16 protein-coding genes are annotated in these 17,491 nt (G+C 60.9%); 15 read left to right on the top strand and 1 reads right to left on the bottom strand.

Going from position 1 to position 17,491, the window contains the following annotated elements:
• From JNL55_RS11345 to JNL55_RS11315, 7 genes are all read left to right on the top strand, one after another.
• Positions 1–579: TetR/AcrR family transcriptional regulator (locus JNL55_RS11345; RefSeq protein ID WP_293852935.1), on the top strand; the 579-nt coding region annotated here is incomplete at its 5' end.
• A gap of 97 nt (positions 580–676) precedes the next feature.
• Positions 677–1,996: a sugar MFS transporter gene (locus tag JNL55_RS11340; RefSeq protein ID WP_293852934.1), complete on the top strand. Its 1,320-nt coding sequence runs from the start codon at positions 677–679 to the stop codon at positions 1,994–1,996.
• A gap of 84 nt (positions 1,997–2,080) precedes the next feature.
• Positions 2,081–2,467, top strand: a complete 387-nt coding sequence (locus JNL55_RS11335; RefSeq protein ID WP_293852933.1) for a VOC family protein — start codon at positions 2,081–2,083, stop codon at positions 2,465–2,467.
• A 108-nt stretch (positions 2,468–2,575) separates the two neighbouring features.
• Positions 2,576–5,821, top strand: a complete 3,246-nt coding sequence (locus tag JNL55_RS11330) for an amidohydrolase family protein (RefSeq protein WP_293852932.1) — start codon at positions 2,576–2,578, stop codon at positions 5,819–5,821.
• Between the two features lie 137 nt (positions 5,822–5,958).
• Positions 5,959–7,827, top strand: a complete 1,869-nt coding sequence (locus tag JNL55_RS11325; RefSeq protein WP_293852931.1) for a M48 family metalloprotease — start codon at positions 5,959–5,961, stop codon at positions 7,825–7,827.
• A gap of 239 nt (positions 7,828–8,066) precedes the next feature.
• A complete protein-coding gene (locus JNL55_RS11320; protein ID WP_293852930.1) occupies positions 8,067–8,375 on the top strand; it encodes a hypothetical protein in 309 nt (102 codons plus the stop codon).
• A 166-nt stretch (positions 8,376–8,541) separates the two neighbouring features.
• Positions 8,542–9,033, top strand: coding sequence for a MarR family winged helix-turn-helix transcriptional regulator (locus JNL55_RS11315; protein WP_293852929.1), 492 nt, complete (start codon positions 8,542–8,544; stop codon positions 9,031–9,033).
• Between the two features lie 13 nt (positions 9,034–9,046).
• On the opposite strand, the gene JNL55_RS11310 is transcribed toward JNL55_RS11315, so the two are convergent.
• Positions 9,047–9,325: a Dabb family protein gene (locus JNL55_RS11310; protein ID WP_293852928.1), complete on the bottom strand. Its 279-nt coding sequence runs from the start codon at positions 9,323–9,325 to the stop codon at positions 9,047–9,049.
• A gap of 138 nt (positions 9,326–9,463) precedes the next feature.
• On the opposite strand from JNL55_RS11310, the gene JNL55_RS11305 reads away from it, so the two are divergent.
• The 8 genes from JNL55_RS11305 (at position 9,464) to JNL55_RS11270 (ending at position 17,458) form a co-directional block, all read left to right on the top strand.
• Positions 9,464–10,576, top strand: coding sequence for a 12-oxophytodienoate reductase (locus JNL55_RS11305; RefSeq protein WP_293852927.1), 1,113 nt, complete (start codon positions 9,464–9,466; stop codon positions 10,574–10,576).
• A 13-nt stretch (positions 10,577–10,589) separates the two neighbouring features.
• Complete coding sequence (locus JNL55_RS11300) at positions 10,590–11,339, top strand: SDR family NAD(P)-dependent oxidoreductase (protein ID WP_293852926.1); 750 nt, start codon at positions 10,590–10,592, stop codon at positions 11,337–11,339.
• A gap of 11 nt (positions 11,340–11,350) precedes the next feature.
• Entirely contained in the window at positions 11,351–12,043 is a 693-nt protein-coding gene (locus tag JNL55_RS11295) for an EthD domain-containing protein (protein WP_293852925.1), read from the top strand.
• Between the two features lie 160 nt (positions 12,044–12,203).
• Entirely contained in the window at positions 12,204–13,550 is a 1,347-nt protein-coding gene (locus JNL55_RS11290; protein ID WP_293852924.1) for a metal-dependent hydrolase family protein, read from the top strand.
• Entirely contained in the window at positions 13,550–14,761 is a 1,212-nt protein-coding gene (locus JNL55_RS11285; RefSeq protein ID WP_293852923.1) for a cytochrome P450, read from the top strand. Before JNL55_RS11290 ends, JNL55_RS11285 begins: the two co-directional genes overlap by 1 nt.
• The gene (locus JNL55_RS11280) at positions 14,758–15,960 is read left to right on the top strand and encodes a cytochrome P450 (protein WP_293852922.1); all 1,203 of its coding nucleotides are present in this window, start codon (positions 14,758–14,760) and stop codon (positions 15,958–15,960) included. The genes JNL55_RS11285 and JNL55_RS11280 overlap by 4 nt, the downstream gene beginning before the upstream one ends.
• Entirely contained in the window at positions 15,957–16,700 is a 744-nt protein-coding gene (locus tag JNL55_RS11275; RefSeq protein WP_293852921.1) for an SDR family NAD(P)-dependent oxidoreductase, read from the top strand. Before JNL55_RS11280 ends, JNL55_RS11275 begins: the two co-directional genes overlap by 4 nt.
• A gap of 5 nt (positions 16,701–16,705) precedes the next feature.
• Positions 16,706–17,458: a ThuA domain-containing protein gene (locus JNL55_RS11270; RefSeq protein WP_293852920.1), complete on the top strand. Its 753-nt coding sequence runs from the start codon at positions 16,706–16,708 to the stop codon at positions 17,456–17,458.
• Positions 17,459–17,491: the final 33 nt, after the last annotated feature.

Raw genomic sequence — 17,491 nt, 5'->3', positions numbered from 1 at the left:
GAAATCCTTGAAATTGCTAGGAAAACTTTCCTGGAGCTGGGCTATGAGCGGGCCTCCATGGCGGAGATTTCCAGCCGGATGGGCGGCTCGAAAGCGACGTTGTACGGCTACTTTCCGTCCAAGGAAGCGCTGTTCCTGGCGATCGTCAGCAAGCTCGGCGAGCAATATGTGTCGCCGGCTATCGAGCGTTTGGAGCAGAGCGTCGACGAGGATCCGCGCGTCGCCTTACAGCGCTTCGGCGAGCAGTTCCTGACGTTCATCTGCGATGCCGAGGCGGTGGCGACTTATCGAGTGGTCATCAGCGAAGCCGCGCATTCAGACATCGGCGAGGCTTTTTTTGACACGGGCCCGAAGCGCACCGTGGAGTCACTGACTCGGTATCTGGAAGGTGCGATGGAGCGCCAACAACTGCGCCGCTCGGACGCGTCGGTAGCGGCTCAACATCTGCTAGCGGTGTTGGCGCACGGCGAGCTGTGGCATCAATACTTCATTCGGAAGGCGCCGAGTCCGTCTCGCGTTCAGATCAAGCGCATCGTCGAGCGCGCCGTGGAGGCCTTTCTGCTGGGTTACCAACCCTGATCTGCAGCTGATTTCGGCGCCCGCCGCCGGGCAGTTGCTGGCCAAGCAGCGACCTGGGCTATACTCAGACAATTAGCCCCACGCCCCGGAGCCTCTCATGGCGTCACCCGTTTCCTCGGTCTCGGCGAGCCCGGCCGCCGGTATTTCCGAGACGCAGCGTTCCGCGCTCACGCTGCTCGCCAGCCTGTTCTTCATGTGGGGCTTCATCACCGTCATCAACAACACGTTGCTGCCGCATCTGCGCTCCGTGTTCGATCTGAGTTACACCCAAACCACTTGGATCGAGTCGGTTTGGTTCATCGCTTACTTTGTCGCGTCCATTCCGGCCGCCAAGTTGATCGAGCGCATCGGCTACAAATATTCGATGGTGGTGGGCTTGTTGATCATGGCGGCCGGCGCATTGTTGATGATTCCGGCCGCGCGCATTCCTTCTTACGGCGTGGTGTTGACGGCGCTGTTCATCATCGCCGCCGGCATCACGTTGCTACAGGTGGCTGCGAATCCCTATGTCGCGGTGATCGGTCCGGCGCACAGCGCTTCGTCGCGATTGAATCTGGTGCAGGCCTTCAATTCCATGGGCACCACCTTTGCGCCCTTGTTCGGCGGTTATCTGATTTTGAGTCGTAGCGCTTCGGGCACCGTGGAAGGCGGGGCCGCGGTATTGACCATGGAGCAGCGCTTGGCCGACGCGCAGTCGGTGCAGCTGCCTTATTTCATAGTGGCGGTGGTGTTGGTCGTGCTGGCCGTGATCATTGCTCGCTACAAGCTGCCGGATCTCGATGCTGCCGCACGCCGGCTGGACGCGCAGGAGCGCAAGCACCACTCGCTATGGAAACATCGCAATCTGTTGCTCGGCATCCCGGCCATTTTTATTTATTTGATTGCCGAAATTGGTGTCAGCAATCTGTTCATCAACTTCGTGTCGGCGCCCGAGATCGGCAACATGACGCATGCCGATGCGTCCAACTATCTGTTCCTGCTGTGGGGCGGAATGATGGTGGGGCGTTTCGCCGGTAGTCAGCTGATGCGCAAGTACTCTGCCGAAAGCGTGTTGGCGTGGGCCAGTATCGGTGCGTTCGTGGTGATGATGGTGACGGTGCTCGGCACCGGCAAGCTGGCGATGTGGAGCTTGATCTCGGTGGGCTTGTTCCACTCCATCATGTTCCCGACCATTTTCACGCTGGGCATTCGTGGTCTGGGGCCGCTGACCGAAGAAGGTTCGGGCCTGTTGATCATGGCGATCGCTGGCGGCGCACTGGTGGTAGTGCAGGGACGACTGGCCGACCTGTTCGGATTACAAGCGTCGTTCTTGCTGACGGCCGTTTGCGAGCTGTACGTGCTGTTCTACGCGTTGTGGGGCTGCAAGGTCACGTCTGCTGAGCCGGAGCAACACCTGTCAGCTCCCGCGCAGCGCTGAGGGTTCCGGGAAGCAACCACGGCGATTGAACCGGTTCCCATGCCGGTTCATGCTTGGCGCCCGCTAACAGGGGGGCTTCCGGCCATGATCGATCATCTGGGCATCTCGGTGCCTGACTTCGCCGCATCCAAGGCTTTTTATCTGGCGGCATTGGCACCGCTGGGCATCGGTGTGGTCATGAATGTGCCCAAGGAACAGAGCGGCCGGCCCAGCGACTTCACCGGGTTCGGTGCCGAGCAAAAGCCGTTTTTCTGGATCGGTCAGGGCGTGGCTCCGGACGGCATGCATTTGTGTTTTACGGCCAAGAGTCGCGCCGACGTAGATGCGTTCTACAAGGCTGCCATCGCAGCCGGCGCTCGCGACAATGGGCCGCCGGGCATTCGCGCGCACTACCATCCGAATTACTACGGCGCGTTCGTCGTCGACATCAACGGCGTCAATCTCGAAGCGGTGTGTCACAAGCCTGCTTGAGTGTCGGGCGGCTGGTGCCTATCGGGCACCGAGCGGTCCCGAGAACGCGCCGCACGGCTGAAAACCGGCTCTATAAGATGAACCGCTACACCATAAGCGGAGTCATCGATGAGTGGACGATGCAACGCCAGGGTTTGGGGAGCGCTGTGCGCCGTGCTTGCTGCTCAGGCAAGCGTGGCCGCGGATCAAGGCCCCGCCTATCGCGATATCGGCTTTACCGCGACCGAAGGGACGTGGATGAGTCTGGACGTGAGTCCCGACGGTAAGACCATCGCGTTCGATCTGCTCAACGACATCTATGTGATGCCGGCCGAGGGTGGCGCTGCCACCGCGATCCATTCCGGCCCGGCCGTCCAGCGCAGCCCGCAGTTCAGTCCTGACGGCAAGTCGCTGCTGTATCTCAGCGACGAGACCGGTGCGGACAACATCTGGATTTCCGCGCCTGATGGCTCGAACGCGCGCCGGATCAGTAAAGAAACGCTGGCCATGATTACCGGTCCCGCTTGGGCGCACGACGGCCGTTCCATCGTCGCCACCAAGACCAACGCCAGCGTGCACGACATGAAGAAGTCGGAGCTGCGTCGCTTCTCGCTCGACGGCGCGGCCGAACAGGTCGTGGTCGAGCAGCCCGAGAGTGGCAAGGACGTGCAAGAGCCGCGCTTGTCACTGGATGGGCGCTACGTTTATTACACCGAGCGCAAGGGCGGCGAACACTACGTCTACTTGAATACCGGGTTGAGCAACTTCGTGATCCGCCGGCGCGATCTGCAAACCGGCGAGACGGTCGATCTCATCTCCGGCTTCGGCAGTGCTACGACCCCGGAAGTTTCGCCGGACGGCAAGTCGGTGGCGTTCATTCGCCGCGTCGGCGCCAAGACGGTGTTGTTCCGCTTCGACGTCGCCACCAGCACTCAGCATCCCGTGTATCAGGAACTGGATCGCGACCTGCAGGCCGATTACATCCCGCAGGAACATTACTATCCTGCGTTCGGCTGGTTTCCGGACAATCGCAGCGTTGCCATCTGGGGCAAGGGCAAGTTGCTCAAGATCGATACCCAGACGGGCACTGCCACGCAGATTCCATTTCAAGCGCCGGCCAAGCATCGGATTCACAAAGCGCTGCGTACTCAGCTCGATCTCGCGCCTAGCCAAGTCGACGCGCGCATCTTCAGGCAGCTGACGGTTTCGCCGAGTGGTGAACTCGTGTTCCGAGCGCTCGGCAAATTGTGGCGTCAGGATCTAGCTGGCCAGCGTTCGCCGCAACGACTGACCAAGTCCACGCAGTCCGAGAACGATCCCGCCTGGTCGCCGGATGGGCGCCAGCTCGCGTTCATCGAGTGGGATGACGAGAAGGGTTCATCGTTGAAGCTGCGTGCCGCCAGCGGTGGCAAAGAAAAGATCGTCGCGACCAGTCGGGGTGTGATTCGTCAGCCGCAGTTCTCCAGTGATGGACGCCGCATCGCCTATCGAATCATGGAAGCCGACGGCGCCATGGGTGGTGCCGCGGATCGCGTTGGTATCTATGTGGTGAACTCGGACGGCACCAATGCAAAGTTCCTCACTGCCGGCACTGCGCTCGCGCAGTTCTCGGCCGACGGCAAGCGCGTCTATTTCTTCGGCGAGGCCGACTTCGCCGGTCGCAAGGCCGTGGTGTTGAACAGCATTGGCGTGGACGGCCAGGACACTCGCGAACATGCGTATGCCGAGACGGCCGACACTGGCGACTTTATGCTCAGCCCCGACGGGCAATGGCTGGCGTTCAAAGAGTTCAATCAGCTCTACGTGATGCCGTACAAAGAAAGTGACAAGTCGTTCGCCGTGACTGCTGTCGGCAACAGCGCTGCTCGACGCCTCACGACAGCAGGCGGCTTCGAATTGGTATGGACGCCGGACTCGGCAAAAGTGCTGTGGACCTTGGGTCGCGGTCTATATGTCACAGCGCCGCGCGATACTGGTGTGGTCGCGAAAGCGCAACGTGAACTTTCTTTGACTGCCAAGGGCGATGTCCCTGAAGGCACGGTCGCATTCATAAACGCGCGCATCCTGCCGATGACCGATAAAAACGTCATCGAGCGCGGCGCTGTGGTCGTCGAGGGCAATCGAATCAAAGCCGTCGGGCCGGCGAGCAGTGTCACCATTCCCAAGGGCGCAAAAGTCATCGATCTCGACGGCAAGACGCTGATGCCAGGCATGTTCGATGCGCACGGTCACATCGACTGTTGCTACATGACCGGGGTGACGCCGGTGAAGCGGCCGACTCACTACGCCGCGTTGGCTTATGGCGTGACGACTAACTTCGATCCCTACTCGAACGAGCTAACCAGCTACGAAGCCACCGAAATGACTCAGGCCGGCGAACTGGTCGGGCCGCGCTGGCTGAGCACCGGCTATGTGATTTACGGCCGCTCCGGCAAACCGGATCGTGTGTTCGATCCAATCACCAGTCTCGAAGATGCGCGCAACATCGTGCGTCGGAAGGTCGCTATCGGCGGCCATATTCTGAAGAGCTACAAGCTCACGACGCGCGAGCAGAAACAATGGCTGATACAAGCGGCGGCCGAGCAGGGGCTGATGGTCGATGCCGAAGGCGCCGGTCATTTCTACGACAACGTCAGCATGATTCTCGACGGCCACACCAACCTCGAGCACAACTTGCCGGTGGCGACGTACTACGACGACCTGCTGCAGTTATTCAAGGCGTCGAGCATGTCGAGCACACCGACATTGATCGTCACGTTCGGCGAGTTGTTCGGCGAGAACTATATCTATCAAAACCAGCAGCCGTGGAAGGAGAACAAGGTTCGCGCCTTCATTCCGGGCGTAAACAACGCGTACAACCCGATCACCGGTGCGGGTGAAGCGCCGTTGTATGTGCGTGGCATGCAGTCCATTCATTACGCCGACGAGCTGTACGATATTGGTTTCCGCTCGGTGGGCCGCTCGGTCAAGCGTCTCGATGACGCTGGCGTGACCATCAACGTTGGTTCGCACGGCCAGGCGTCCGGCATCGCTATCCATTGGGAAATGCAGCTGCTTGCCGAGGGCGGCATGTCGCCGATGCGAATCTTGCGTGCGGCGACCATCAACGGTGCGCACACCTACGGGCTGGATCATCAGCTCGGTTCCATCGAGCCGGGCAAGCTCGCCGACCTGATCGTGTTGGATCGCAATCCGCTCGCCGACATCCGCAACACCAATAGCGTGCGTTACACGATGGTGAACGGCCGGCTGTACGACGCGGAAAGTATGAACGAGATCGGCAACTACAATAAGCCGCGCACCAAGTTCTATTGGGAGCTCAGCGACCGCCGCGGCATCGATTGGAATGCCGCGTGGGGCGGCCACAGCCACTAGCTTTCTGCCGAACCCGAGCAGCTGCATTTTACGGAATCTGGCGACTCTAAATTGTGACGGCCTTTCTATGAAGGCCGTCGCTGTTCCTGGCGAATGTTCACGCTACTGTGCGCCGCTGAAGCGGAAGAGGCGCGTGCTTGAACCAGGAACAGTACGAAGCGCTGGTCGATCGGCTCGAACAGGAATCCGAGCAGCGGCCCGGCTGGTATCGCACCAAGCTCGGTGGCATGGCGCTGCTCGGCTATGGCTACATCGCCGGCATCCTGCTGTTGTTATGTGCCGCGCTGGTGCTGCTGGTAATGATGGTTGCGAAACGTTCTGCAACTGCCATTGCCGTCAAGCTCGGCCTGATTCTGGTGCCGCTGATCTGGGCCGTGATTCGAGCGATGACAGTCAAGCTCGAACCGCCGCAGGGCCGTGAGCTGCAACGGGCACAAGCGCCGGAGCTGTTCGCCTGCATCGATGAGGTTCGCGCCAAAGCCGGCGCGCCCGTGGCTCATAAAGTCCTCATCACCGACGAGTTCAACGCGGCGGTCGTTCAGCATCCGCGGCTCGGCATCTTCGGCTGGCCGCGTAATTACTTGATCCTGGGGCTGCCGCTCATGCAGGCGCTGGACCCGCAGGAATTTCGCTCGGTGCTGGCGCATGAGTTCGGTCATCTGTCCGGCGCGCACGGCAAGTTCGGTGCGTGGATCTATCGGCTACGCGCCGGCTGGGCGCGGCTCACGTACGCTTTGGAGCAGGACGACCATTGGGGCAAGTTCCTGTTCGTGCCGTTCTTCAAATGGTACGCGCCGGCGTTCGCTACGCTGTCTTTCGTGCAGGCTCGTCGTCAGGAATATGAAGCCGATCGGATGGCGGCGGTGGTATCCGGTGAGCGAATCGCCGCGGCAGCGTTGATTCGAGTCCATCTACAAAGCCGTTTCCTCAACGCCAGCTATTGGCGGCGCATTCTGCAGGAAGCCGACAACAAGGCTGAGCCAGATGCGCAACCGTTTGCAATGTTACGCACGGCCTTCGCCGAGCAACGACTGGACGATGGCGCCAGGAGTACGTTGGAAGCGGCGCTGAAGCGTCGCACGGGCTGTGACGATACTCATCCTTCGCTCAGCGATCGGTTGCGATCGTTGCAAATGCCCGCGCAGTTGCCGGCGCCGATCCAGACGAGTGCCGCCGAGTCTTTTCTGGGGCCGCTCTCCGATCAACTCTCCGGCGAGTTCGACACGCAGTGGCGGCAGAGCGTCGCGGCTTGGTGGCAGGGGCGACATCAGTATGCCACTGCCTCACGCACCAGGTTGGCGGCTCTCTCGAGCGTCGACGGGGAGCTATCGGTCGAGGACGCGTTCAATCGCGCTGAGCTTACGGAAGAATTGGGCGACGAAGCCGAGGCGCGAGCGCAACTCGAAACATTGGCGGCCCGCGCGCCCGATCATGCGCCCACACAGTTTGCGCTCGGTCGTCTGTTGCTGGGGAGCGATGATGAGTCGGGCATCGAGTTGCTGAGAAAAGCGATGCGGCTCGACAGCGGTGCCGAACAGACCGCGTGTGCGCTGATCGTCGATTACTTGCAGCGCCATGGCCGCAATGAAGAGGCGCGCGCTCACATCGATAATCTGCACGATGCCGGTGAACGAGATCACGCGGCTCGCAAAGAACGCGGTGAGGTTCGGATCAATGACAAGCTGTTGCCGCATGGTCTAGCGGCGGATCAACTGCAGGCGCTCAGCAAGCAGTTGCAGGCCTTCAGTGAATTGAAGCGTGTCTATCTGGCGCGCAAGCAAACGGTGCACTACCAACAGCATGCGCTGTATGTGCTGGCATTCGAACGACGCACGCGATTCTGGAAGTTCGAGTCCAGCGGAGCCTTGCAGGCACTCACGCACCGGCTCAGTGAGGAAGTCACGTTCCCCGGCGAGACCATCATCATTTCCGTCGACGCCGAAAACAAAGCGTTTCGCAAACGATTTCGCGCCGTGGCGGGCGCCGAGCTGCAGCTGCTGTCGTAGTTATTCCCTAGCTCAATCGTGGATAGTTCGCACACCCGGCCGTGCGACGCACTACAGCGAATGCCTACGCCGTATCAAGGTTTCTACTCGCCCGCATTCGGTCGATTCGCATGCAACTCAGGGACTGATCGCGGCGTTAATGAGCGCGATGTCGGGCGCGGCATCGATGCGGGAAATCATCTCTCGTTGTTACGAGAGGCCCCATAGAGAAATCAACGCGCCGTTGAGGAGATTCAGACATGCCGAACGAGCGTAACAATCCGGAAAATCGTAATCAGCAGGCGGGCGACGACGCCAACCGCAATCGTAATCAGCAACAACAGAACACCCCGGGCAAACCAGGTCAGCAGGGCGGCCAGCAGGGCCAGAACCAGGTGCGCCAGGATCAGCAAGGTGGCGGCTCGCAGTCGGGCCAGCATCGCCAGGAAAGCGATGTGCGTAATCAGCCCGGTCAGCAGCCCGGCCAATCCGGCAACATGCGTACGCCGCAGCAGGGTGGCGAGAACCGCACCGGCCAGCAGGACAAGGATCGCGATCGCAAGAGTTGAGTGACTTGGCCTGACTTGACGGGCCCTTTGATGGAGTTGCTGTAGCGAAGGGATTCGAACGCCGACCGGGCATTCCAGCCCGGCCGGCTTTTTATTTGCGCGCGGTTCGTGTGCTAGAGTGCGCCGCAGTTGCCAAGGATGTGCCAAACAGCAACTGCTTACTACAATGCCAAAATCAACCAGCAAGCCGTTACCGCCGCTCGACGAACGTATTTCTTTTCTTATTCATCGCATCAGCGCGCGGGTGTTCTTGATCTGTAATCCTTATTTCCGGGATTACGGCATCGATCTGCACAACTCGCGGATGCTGGTGATCCTGATGGAAGACGAGGAAGCGCGGGTCGGCGATTTAGTCAGCCGCATGGTGTTGCCGCAGTCGACCATCTCCCACCAGATCCGTCAGCTGGAACAGCGTGGCTTGGTGAAGCGCAAACGGGCCGAGGACGACAGTCGCTCGGTGACCGTATCGCTGACCAAAAAGGGTCGAGAAGTCGCACAGATGTGTAACAGCCTCAGCACCGACGTCTATCAGGCGATGGTGGAGGGCATGTCACAGACCGAGTTGAAGCAGCTACGACAACAGCTGCGGGATATTTTCGAGCGCTTGGACGCGTTCGACTCGGCGCAGCGCCGCCTGGCGGACCAGGCGGAGCAATGAGCTCGAGCCTGGCTTAGAGGTCGTAATCCAGCACCCAGCGGTCGGACACCAACGCGCCGACCACCTGCTTCACCGGCACGTGCACCGGATGATCGGCGTAGGCCACCAGCGCCGTCCGATCCTCGAACTCGCTGTACAAGCCGATATCCACCGGCGAGCCTTCGGCGAAGTTCAACCCCACCTCCAGTCCCAGCAGGCCCGGAATCTTACCGCGCATGCTCTCCAGCTCTTGCTTGACGCGAGCGGCGTCGGCCTTGTTCTTGAGTCGCCACAAAACGATGTGCTTGACCATCTCGAAGTCCCCGTGTCGTTGCAGTGTCGTCAGCAAATCCAGGGCGCGATAGTACCGTAGCCCGGGCCGCCAAAATAAATACATCGAAATCAATATAAATTCGGGTATGCTGCCGGCGAACCGCTGCAGGGGGTGACGATGAGCAGTGAGGTGGCACGGCTGTTACAGCCGATCCAGCTGGGTACGCTGTCGCTGCGTAATCGCGTAGTGATGGCGCCGATGACGCGCGAGCGTTCGCCCGGCGGTATTCCCGGGCCGGATGTGGTTGCGTACTACCGGCGGCGAGCGGCAGGCGGCGTTGCCATGATCATCACCGAAGGCACGGCGCCCGATGAGATCGGCGCGTTCGGTGCTGCGATTCCCCGCCTCAATAACGACTCCGCAGCGGCTTGGCGGAGCATCGTGCAAGCGGTGCATGAAGAGGGCGCGTGTCTGGTGCCGCAGTTGTGGCACGTCGGTGCGTTCGAGCCCTCGTTGGTCGGCATGACCGACACGCTCCGTGCATCGTCACGCGTGAGTCCGTCCGGGCTCGCCGCCACCAATCACCCAATGGGGCGTGCAATGCTCCAGGCCGATATCGATGCGGCCATCGACGCGTTCGCTTCGTCCGCCGCTTTGGCACAGCGTTTGGGATGCGACGGTGTCGAAATCCACGGCGCGCACGGCTATCTACTCGATCAATTCTTCTGGTCCGCGACCAACCGGCGTGACGATCATTATGGCGGTGGCTTGCAAGAGCGCGGCCGCTTCGCTGTGGAGTTGGTGCAAGAGTGTCGACGCCGCGTCGGCGCGTCGTTCCCCATCATGCTGCGGTTCTCGCAATGGAAGCAGCTGGACTACGAAGCGAAGTTGTTCGCTTCGCCGGCCGAGCTCGAGGAGTTTTTGCGACCGCTGGTCGATGCCGGCGTCGACCTGTTCCATTGCTCCACACGTCGCTTCTGGGATCCGGCCTTCGCCGACAGCGACCTGACGCTGGCGGGCTGGACTCGCAAGCTATCGGGTCGGCCCACCATCGCAGTCGGTTCAGTGACCTTGGGCAACGATTTCAAATCGGCCCAAGGCAAGCAGTTTGCCGCCATCGATCAAGATGCCATCGAGCGACTGAATGCATTTCTCGACCGCGGTGAGTTCGACCTGGTCGCGGTGGGGCGTGCGCTATTGGCGAATCCCGATTGGGTGCGAACCGTGGCCGAGCAAGGCGCGAATGCACTGCGGCCCTTCTCCCGAGACATGCTCGACAACTTTCACTGAGGCGGGTCATCGCATGGGCATGCTCGAAGGCAAAGTCATTCTGGTCAGCGGTGCGAGTGCCGGCATCGGTCGCGCCGCCGTTCAGTTGTTCGCGCGTGAGGGAGCGAAAGTCATCGCAACGGCGCGGCGCGAGGCGGAGGGGCGAGCAGCAATCGCCAGTGCTGGCAGCGACGCTCGCTTCAAGGCTGCCGATCTGCGCGATCCAGCCAGCATCGATGCGTTATTCCGCTATATCGAAAGCGAGTTCGGCCGGCTCGACGGTGCGTTCAACAACGCGGCCATGACTCAGGATTGCGTGCCGTTGGTGGATACGCCGCTCGAGCTGTATCAACAGGTGTTCGATACCAACGTGCGTTCGATCTTCCTGTGCCTACAGCACGAGTTGCGAATCATGCAGCGACAGGGCGCGGGCGCTGTCGTCAACACGTCGTCTATCGCTGGTGTGCGTGGCTTTCCTGGGCTGTCCATGTACAGCGCGAGCAAGCACGCCGTCATCGGCATGACCAAGTCGGCGGCGCTCGATGCCGCTGCATTCGGCGTGCGCGTGAACTGCATCTGCCCTGGCACGACACGCACCGAGATGATGGAAATTCAAATGCGCACGCGGCCCGGAGGTGAACAGGAAACCCTGAAAGGGATTCCGCTGGGTCGTGTCTCTTCGCCCGAGGAACAAGCGGAAACGGCTGCCTGGCTGCTATCGGATCGCGCCAGCTTTGTTACTGGAGAACAGCTCATCGTCGATGGTGGCCGGACGGTGCGTTGATCGGAGTGCTCATGATTCGTCCCAAGTTGATGTATCTGGCTCGTCGTAATCCCTCACTGACTGCTCAACAATTCACTCCACGATGGCGCCAGCACGGCGCGCTCGGCATGAGCATGCCGCGTTGGAAAAACATCTGGCGTTACGTTCATTGCGACGTCTTGTCCGAATCGGGCAACGATTACGACGGCGTCGGCATCGTCTGGCACAAGTCGCCGGAAACGCGGCGCGCGCATCGCGAAGACACCAGCTCGCAGGCGACCATGGAAGCCGATGAGCTGCAAACCTTCGATCAGCTGGTCGTCAAATTCTGTGCATTGATGGCGGAGCGCACGGTGTTGGAGCCGGCGAACACGGCCAAAGCCAAGCTGATTCGTTTTGCTCGCGCTGAAGGTGTGGTTCCCGCTGAGTTGACCAAAGATTCCGCTGCTCACGCTGAACGATTGCTCAGTGGCTCGCTCGGCAAAAGTCTGCGCGGTGTCGTGCAAAACCATGCACAGCCCAGTGAATCCGGGCGGCCCTGGGGATTGCCCTACGAGTACATCGAAGAGCTGTGGTTCGACAGCGTGCAAGAAGCGGCCGACGCGCGCACGGCACTACGAGGAGTAGTACCTAGTGCATGCAGCGGCTTCGAGCCGATAGCGGTTCTCACCAACGAAGTCGTGCTGTACCAAGTCAGCGAGGCCGCTGCTACGTCAGCTATTTGACGAAGCATCGGCTGGTCGCGGGCCTGGGTAAATTTATATCGAAATCGATTGAAATGCTCTGGGGCCGACGGTATAAAGGTTGCGCTATCGCGGAGTGCTCCGCGACCACTACAAGCGGATCGATCTTAAGTCGGTCCCAAGCATGATTTCGGGGGTGAGCTTGAGCAATGTCACTCTAATTACGGGGTGCAACGTCATCGACGGCAGCGGCTCCGCACCTTTCGCCGCGGACGTGCTGATCGAAGGCTCACGCATCACCGCCGTCGGGGCAGCAGCCGGTACTCGCGCCGCTAGCCTGCAAAACGTTCACAAACTCGCGGCGCCGGGCATGACTTTGATGCCTGGGTTGATCGACGCACATTGTCACGTGACGTTCGATGCGCCGATCTCCAACGACGAATTGTTTTTCCACCGGCGTCATGGTCTGTCGGCAATCATTGCCGCCACCGATGTGCGCCGGCTTTTATATGCCGGCGTGACTGGGTTCTTCGACGCGGATTCAATCTTCGAAATCGGTATCGATCTACGCGACGCCATTGAAACGGGCGTCATCGAAGGGCCGCGCATGGCGACCGGCGGCTATGCGTTGATGACATCGGTCGGCGGCACCGGCGGTCGCTTGATTCCGGATGAAGGCATTCGCGCCTACGCCGTGGTCACGCGCACTCGTGACGAAATCGTCACTGAAGTGCGTCGGCAGATCAAAAACGGCGTCGACTGGATCAAAGTGCATGTCACCGGTCTGGTGCCTCGTCAGCGCGCTCGAGGCGAACTCACTGTTTGGACTTACGATGAGCTTCGCGCGGTCTGCGATACAGCGCACGCGTTAGGCATTCCTGTCGTCGGTCATTGCCGGAATGCCAGCAGCACGCGCGATGCCGTCAAAGCCGGCTTCGACATGATCCTGCACGGCACGTACATGGACGACGAAGCTATCGAAGCTGTCTGCGAACGCAAAGTGCCGGTGGTGCCGACGTTCACCTTCCAGGCGAACCTTGCTGAGTATGGTCAGGCTGTTGGCGCCGATCCCAACCTACAGGAAATGTTCCGCCGCGAGATTGCGGAAAGCGCAGAAACGCTGCAGCAGTTGCATGCGGCCGGCGTGCCGATTCTGTGCGGCACCGAGGGCGGTTTCTCGCTGACACCGCTGGGCGATTGGAACTATCGCGAGTTGGAAGTGTTCGTTCGCGATTTGGGCTTCACGCCGCTGCAGGCGATTCGCGCTGCGACCTTCGATGCCGCCCGAGCTCTGCGCATGGAAGGCAAGGTCGGCTTGATTGCAGCCGATCAGCTTGCCGACATCATCATCATCGACGGCGATCCTTCCAAGGATGTGACCGTGCTCGGCGATCGAGCGCGCCTCAAACACGTCATCGCCGACGGCCGCTTCATCGATCTGCAGCGTCCCATCCCGCCACGCAAGCCCATTAACGGCTGGCGTACCAGCAATTATTCCAAGGCCATTCTGACTCGCGAACTGGCCATGCGTTCCAGGAACTCCAACTGATGAGCACCATCACCGTCACCGGCTACAAGGAAGCGCAACAGACCTTGTCGCTGCCGGATCTGACCCAGGCCTTGTACGACGAAGGCGCGGCACTCATGTCCGACGTGCTCGTCAATCTGCACGGCGAGGATCACAAGTCGCGGCGCGCGTTGGAAATGAAAGTGTTTCGTCGCGACTTCTTTTCATACTACGAAAAGGAAGTGTTGCCGCCGGTGGTGGAAGAGACGCTCCGGCAGTTCGTCGCCGAGGGCAAGGGCGACGTGGTGGAGATCGGCTATCGGGCCATGATCGGCCTGACTGCGGATTTCGCTGGCATTGATCGGCTGCAGCGCACGTCCGAAGAAACGGCGGATCTGGTCAGGCTGTTGCGCGTCTTCGGGAATGCCGCGACGGTCGGTCAGTTCAAAGGCACGCCCCAAGAGACCGAAGAGCTGAAACAGCTCATCGTCGACGGCATGCGAGAGTTCGACGAGCGATTCTTCGGCCCGTCGGTGGCTCGGCGCGAGGCGTTGCTCGCCAAGTTCAAGAATGGCGAGATCGGCGAGGACGCGTTGCCGAGAGACATTCTGACTCTGTTGCTGCGTAATGAACTCAACTTGGAGCTGCCGCGCGAGCGCATCCTGCGAGAGACGGCGTTCTACTTCCTGGCGGGCGCGCACACCTCCATCCATTCGTTGTCGCACGCCATGCACGAGATCTTCACGCTGTGCGAGCGCAATCCGGCCGAGCGCGAGCGGCTCGAAAAGGACGTGCTGTTCTTGCAGCGCTGTGTGCATGAGAGCTTCCGGCTGCATCCGTCGAGCCCGGTGTCCAAGCGCAAGGCTGTGTGCCCCATGTCGCTGCCGACGGGCGACGCGGCAACCACCAGCGACACCATCGTCATCGATCTGTATCAGGCCAACCGGCAGACCGAAGTGTTCGGCGAGGACGCGAAGTCGTTCAATCCTTACCGCACCAAGATTCCGTCGCGCATGCCTTACGGCATCACCTTCGGCGTCGGTGTGCACACTTGCTTGGGCAAGAATCTGGCGGCGGGCGATCTGCCGACGCCCAACACCGATCCGGAAACGCATCAGCTGGGCACGGTGACATTGCTGGCTCGTGCGTTCCTGGCCCACGGCGCGCGACCTGACCCGAGCCAGAAAGCCGAGCAGGATTTGTCCACCGAGCGTGAGACCTGGCTGAGCTATCCCATCGTGTTCGCCAAATGAAAGAACATCACGTCAGCTCCTATGCCGGCGCCGTCGAAGCGCTGCGCCACCCGCAAATGGTCCAGGCGTTGTATGACGCCGGTGCGGTGATCATGCACAAGACGCTGCTCACGCTGGATGGCGAAGAGCATCGCGTGCGTCGGCTGCTCGAGAATCGAGTGTTCCGCAAAGAGTTCCTCGCATACTACGAGCGCGAGGTGTTTCCGGCGACGCTCACTGCCACGCTGGCGCCGTATCTGAAAGCGGGTCGCATGGATCTGATCGACTTCGGTCGACGCGTGACCATGAATTTGACCGCTGACTTCGCCGGCATCGATCGCCCCGAAGGCACGGCCGAAGAGACCGACGTGATGTTCGAGTTGGTCAAGATTTTCAGCGAAGGCGCGACGCTGGTGCATTCCAAGCGCGTGAAGACCGAAGTGGAAGCTGAAGTGCGTGAGGCCTTGAAGGTGCTCGACGCTCGCTTCTTGCAGCCGTCGATCCGTCGTCGCCAGGAACTGATTGCCCGGTTCGCTCGCGGTGAGATCACAGAAGATGATTTGCCGCGAGACATTCTTACCGTGTTGCTACGGAACGAAGATCGAGTCGAACTGCCGCCCGATGTGCTGTTGCGAGAGATGGCGTTCTATCTGCAGGCCGGTTCGCACAGCACTTCAAACTCGACCACGCACGCCTTGCATGAAGTTTTCCTGTGGTGCGAGCAGCATCCCGCGGACTGGCAGCGAGTCGAGCAGGACCGCTTGTTCCTGCAGCGTTGCGTGCACGAAAGCCTGCGGTTGCATCCGGCCAGCCCGGTGGCGTGGCGGCGACCGAGCTGTCCGTTCTCCATGCAGAGCGGCGATGCGCTCACTGAGAAAGATCGAGTCGTCATCGATCTGTCCTCGGCCAATCGCGATCCGGCGATCTTCGGTGCCGACGCCGATGAGTTCAATCCGTCGCGTGCCATTCCACGCGGCCACTTTCCGTTCGGGCTCACCTTCAGCTCCGGAGTGCATACCTGTCTCGGTCGCGACCTGGATGGCGGCGTGGTCTCCAAGCCCGACACCGATCCGGCCAAGCATCAGTACGGTTTGATCTCACTGCTGATCGGTGCGCTGTTGGATGCCGGCGTGCGTCCGGATCCCAACGAGCCGCCGACGCCCGATATTCATACTCAACGTCCGAACTGGGGTCGTTACCCCGTGGTGTTCACGCGATGAAAACGATGATTGTCACTGGCGCCGGCGGTGGGCTCGGCGAACAGATTGCCTTGCGTGCCAGCCAAGCGGGTTATCGCGTCGGCCTGGTCGATGTGGATGAGCAGAAGGTGCAGGCTGCGGCGGCTCGTATTGGCGGCAACGCGGTGGGTTTCCGTGCCGACGCCAGCAGCGAGTCCGACATCGAAGCTGTGCTCGATCAATTCGGCGACGTGCCGGATGTGCTGGTCAACAACGCAGGTATCGTGCGCTTCGGGCCGTTGCTCGAGCAGTCCGCTGAAGCGTTTCGCAAAGTGGTCGATGTGAACCTGGTCGGCTGTTTCATCGCCGCCAAGGCTGTGGCCAAGCGCATGGTGAAGCGTGGCAGCGGCGCGATCATCAACATCACTTCGATCAATGCCGTGCATCCGGGCCCAGGCGCCGGCGCGTATCCGGCCAGCAAGGCCGCCGTCGCGTCGCTCACTCAGCACATGTCGTTGGAGTGGGGCCCGCAAGGCCTGCGAGTCAATGCAATCGCGCCGGGCTTCATCGACGCCGGCATGTCGGCACCGATCTATGCCGATCCCAAAGTACGCAAGCTGCGAGGGGGCGCGGTGCCTCAGCGCCGGCTCGGCGTCGCCGATGACATTGCGAATGCAGCGCTGTTCCTGGCTTCAGAGCAGGCGGGCTACATCAACGGTCACGAGTTGGTGGTCGACGGCGGTGTCGTCAACAGCGTGCTGTTGCAACTGCCGAGAGACTAGCCTGCGTGGTCCAGCCCATTCGACCCGTCCCGATCAGGCATGTCGTGGTGACCGGCGGCATCTATCACGACTTTGCCGGCACGGCAGCAGCGTTTGCGAAGGTCATCGAACCTCTAGGGGTACAGACGACGATTGTCACTGACGCTGAAGCTGCGTTGAGCAGTGTCGACGTGAGCACCTGCGATCTGCTGACCATCGACGCGCTGTTGTTCACGATGACTCAGCACGACAAGTACGCGCCACTGCGCGAGCAGTATGCGTTCGAGTTGTCAGCGCGCGGGCGAGACAACTTGGAACGCTATGTGCGGGAGGGCGGATCGCTGCTTGGGCTGCACACTGCGAGCATTTGTTTCGACGGCTGGGCCAACTGGGCCAACATCCTGGGTGCCGGGTGGGTCTGGGGACAGTCGTCGCATCCGCCCGCCGGTGCAGTTCAAGTGAAGCGCATGGTCGACGGTGATGACATCGTCGCCGACGCGCCGCCGTTCGAAGTGTTTGACGAAGTGTATCGAGGACTGCAGCTCGCGCCGGGCGTACAGCCGCTTCTGCAAGCACGCGCTGCCAGCGACAGCGAGTTTTATCCGGTGATGTGGCGCCATCGTTACGGCGAAGGGCGAGTGATTTACGACGCGCTCGGGCACGGTCCAGACTGCATCACCGAACCGACCCATCTAAGTATTCTAAAACGAGCCGTGCAGTGGCTGATCGAGCCGGCACTGGCCAAGCAACAGTACAGGGGAAACACGGCCCATGCGTGATATCGCAGGCATGTCGGTGTTGATCACCGGCGG

This window comes from Steroidobacter sp., from assembly GCF_016790065.1.
In the GTDB taxonomy this organism is placed as follows: Bacteria; Pseudomonadota; Gammaproteobacteria; order Steroidobacterales; family Steroidobacteraceae; genus Steroidobacter.
Note: the sequence above shows the minus strand (reverse complement) of the source record. Positions and strands in the feature narration are given on the sequence as shown.

Bases quoted from the DNA above. Each gene is read 5' to 3' on its own strand.
- JNL55_RS11310 (WP_293852928.1), bottom strand. From the start codon at position 9,325: ATGGTCAAGCACATCGTTTTGTGGCGACTCAAGAACAAGGCCGACGCC.
- JNL55_RS11285 (WP_293852923.1), top strand. From the start codon at position 13,550: ATGAGCACCATCACCGTCACCGGCTACAAGGAAGCGCAACAGACCTTG.
- JNL55_RS11280 (WP_293852922.1), top strand. From the start codon at position 14,758: ATGAAAGAACATCACGTCAGCTCCTATGCCGGCGCCGTCGAAGCGCTG.
- JNL55_RS11275 (WP_293852921.1), top strand. From the start codon at position 15,957: ATGAAAACGATGATTGTCACTGGCGCCGGCGGTGGGCTCGGCGAACAG.
- JNL55_RS11330 (WP_293852932.1), top strand. From the start codon at position 2,576: ATGAGTGGACGATGCAACGCCAGGGTTTGGGGAGCGCTGTGCGCCGTG.
- JNL55_RS11335 (WP_293852933.1), top strand. From the start codon at position 2,081: ATGATCGATCATCTGGGCATCTCGGTGCCTGACTTCGCCGCATCCAAG.
- JNL55_RS11305 (WP_293852927.1), top strand. From the start codon at position 9,464: ATGAGCAGTGAGGTGGCACGGCTGTTACAGCCGATCCAGCTGGGTACG.
- JNL55_RS11315 (WP_293852929.1), top strand. From the start codon at position 8,542: ATGCCAAAATCAACCAGCAAGCCGTTACCGCCGCTCGACGAACGTATT.
- JNL55_RS11320 (WP_293852930.1), top strand. From the start codon at position 8,067: ATGCCGAACGAGCGTAACAATCCGGAAAATCGTAATCAGCAGGCGGGC.
- JNL55_RS11300 (WP_293852926.1), top strand. From the start codon at position 10,590: ATGGGCATGCTCGAAGGCAAAGTCATTCTGGTCAGCGGTGCGAGTGCC.
- JNL55_RS11340 (WP_293852934.1), top strand. From the start codon at position 677: ATGGCGTCACCCGTTTCCTCGGTCTCGGCGAGCCCGGCCGCCGGTATT.
- JNL55_RS11295 (WP_293852925.1), top strand. From the start codon at position 11,351: ATGATTCGTCCCAAGTTGATGTATCTGGCTCGTCGTAATCCCTCACTG.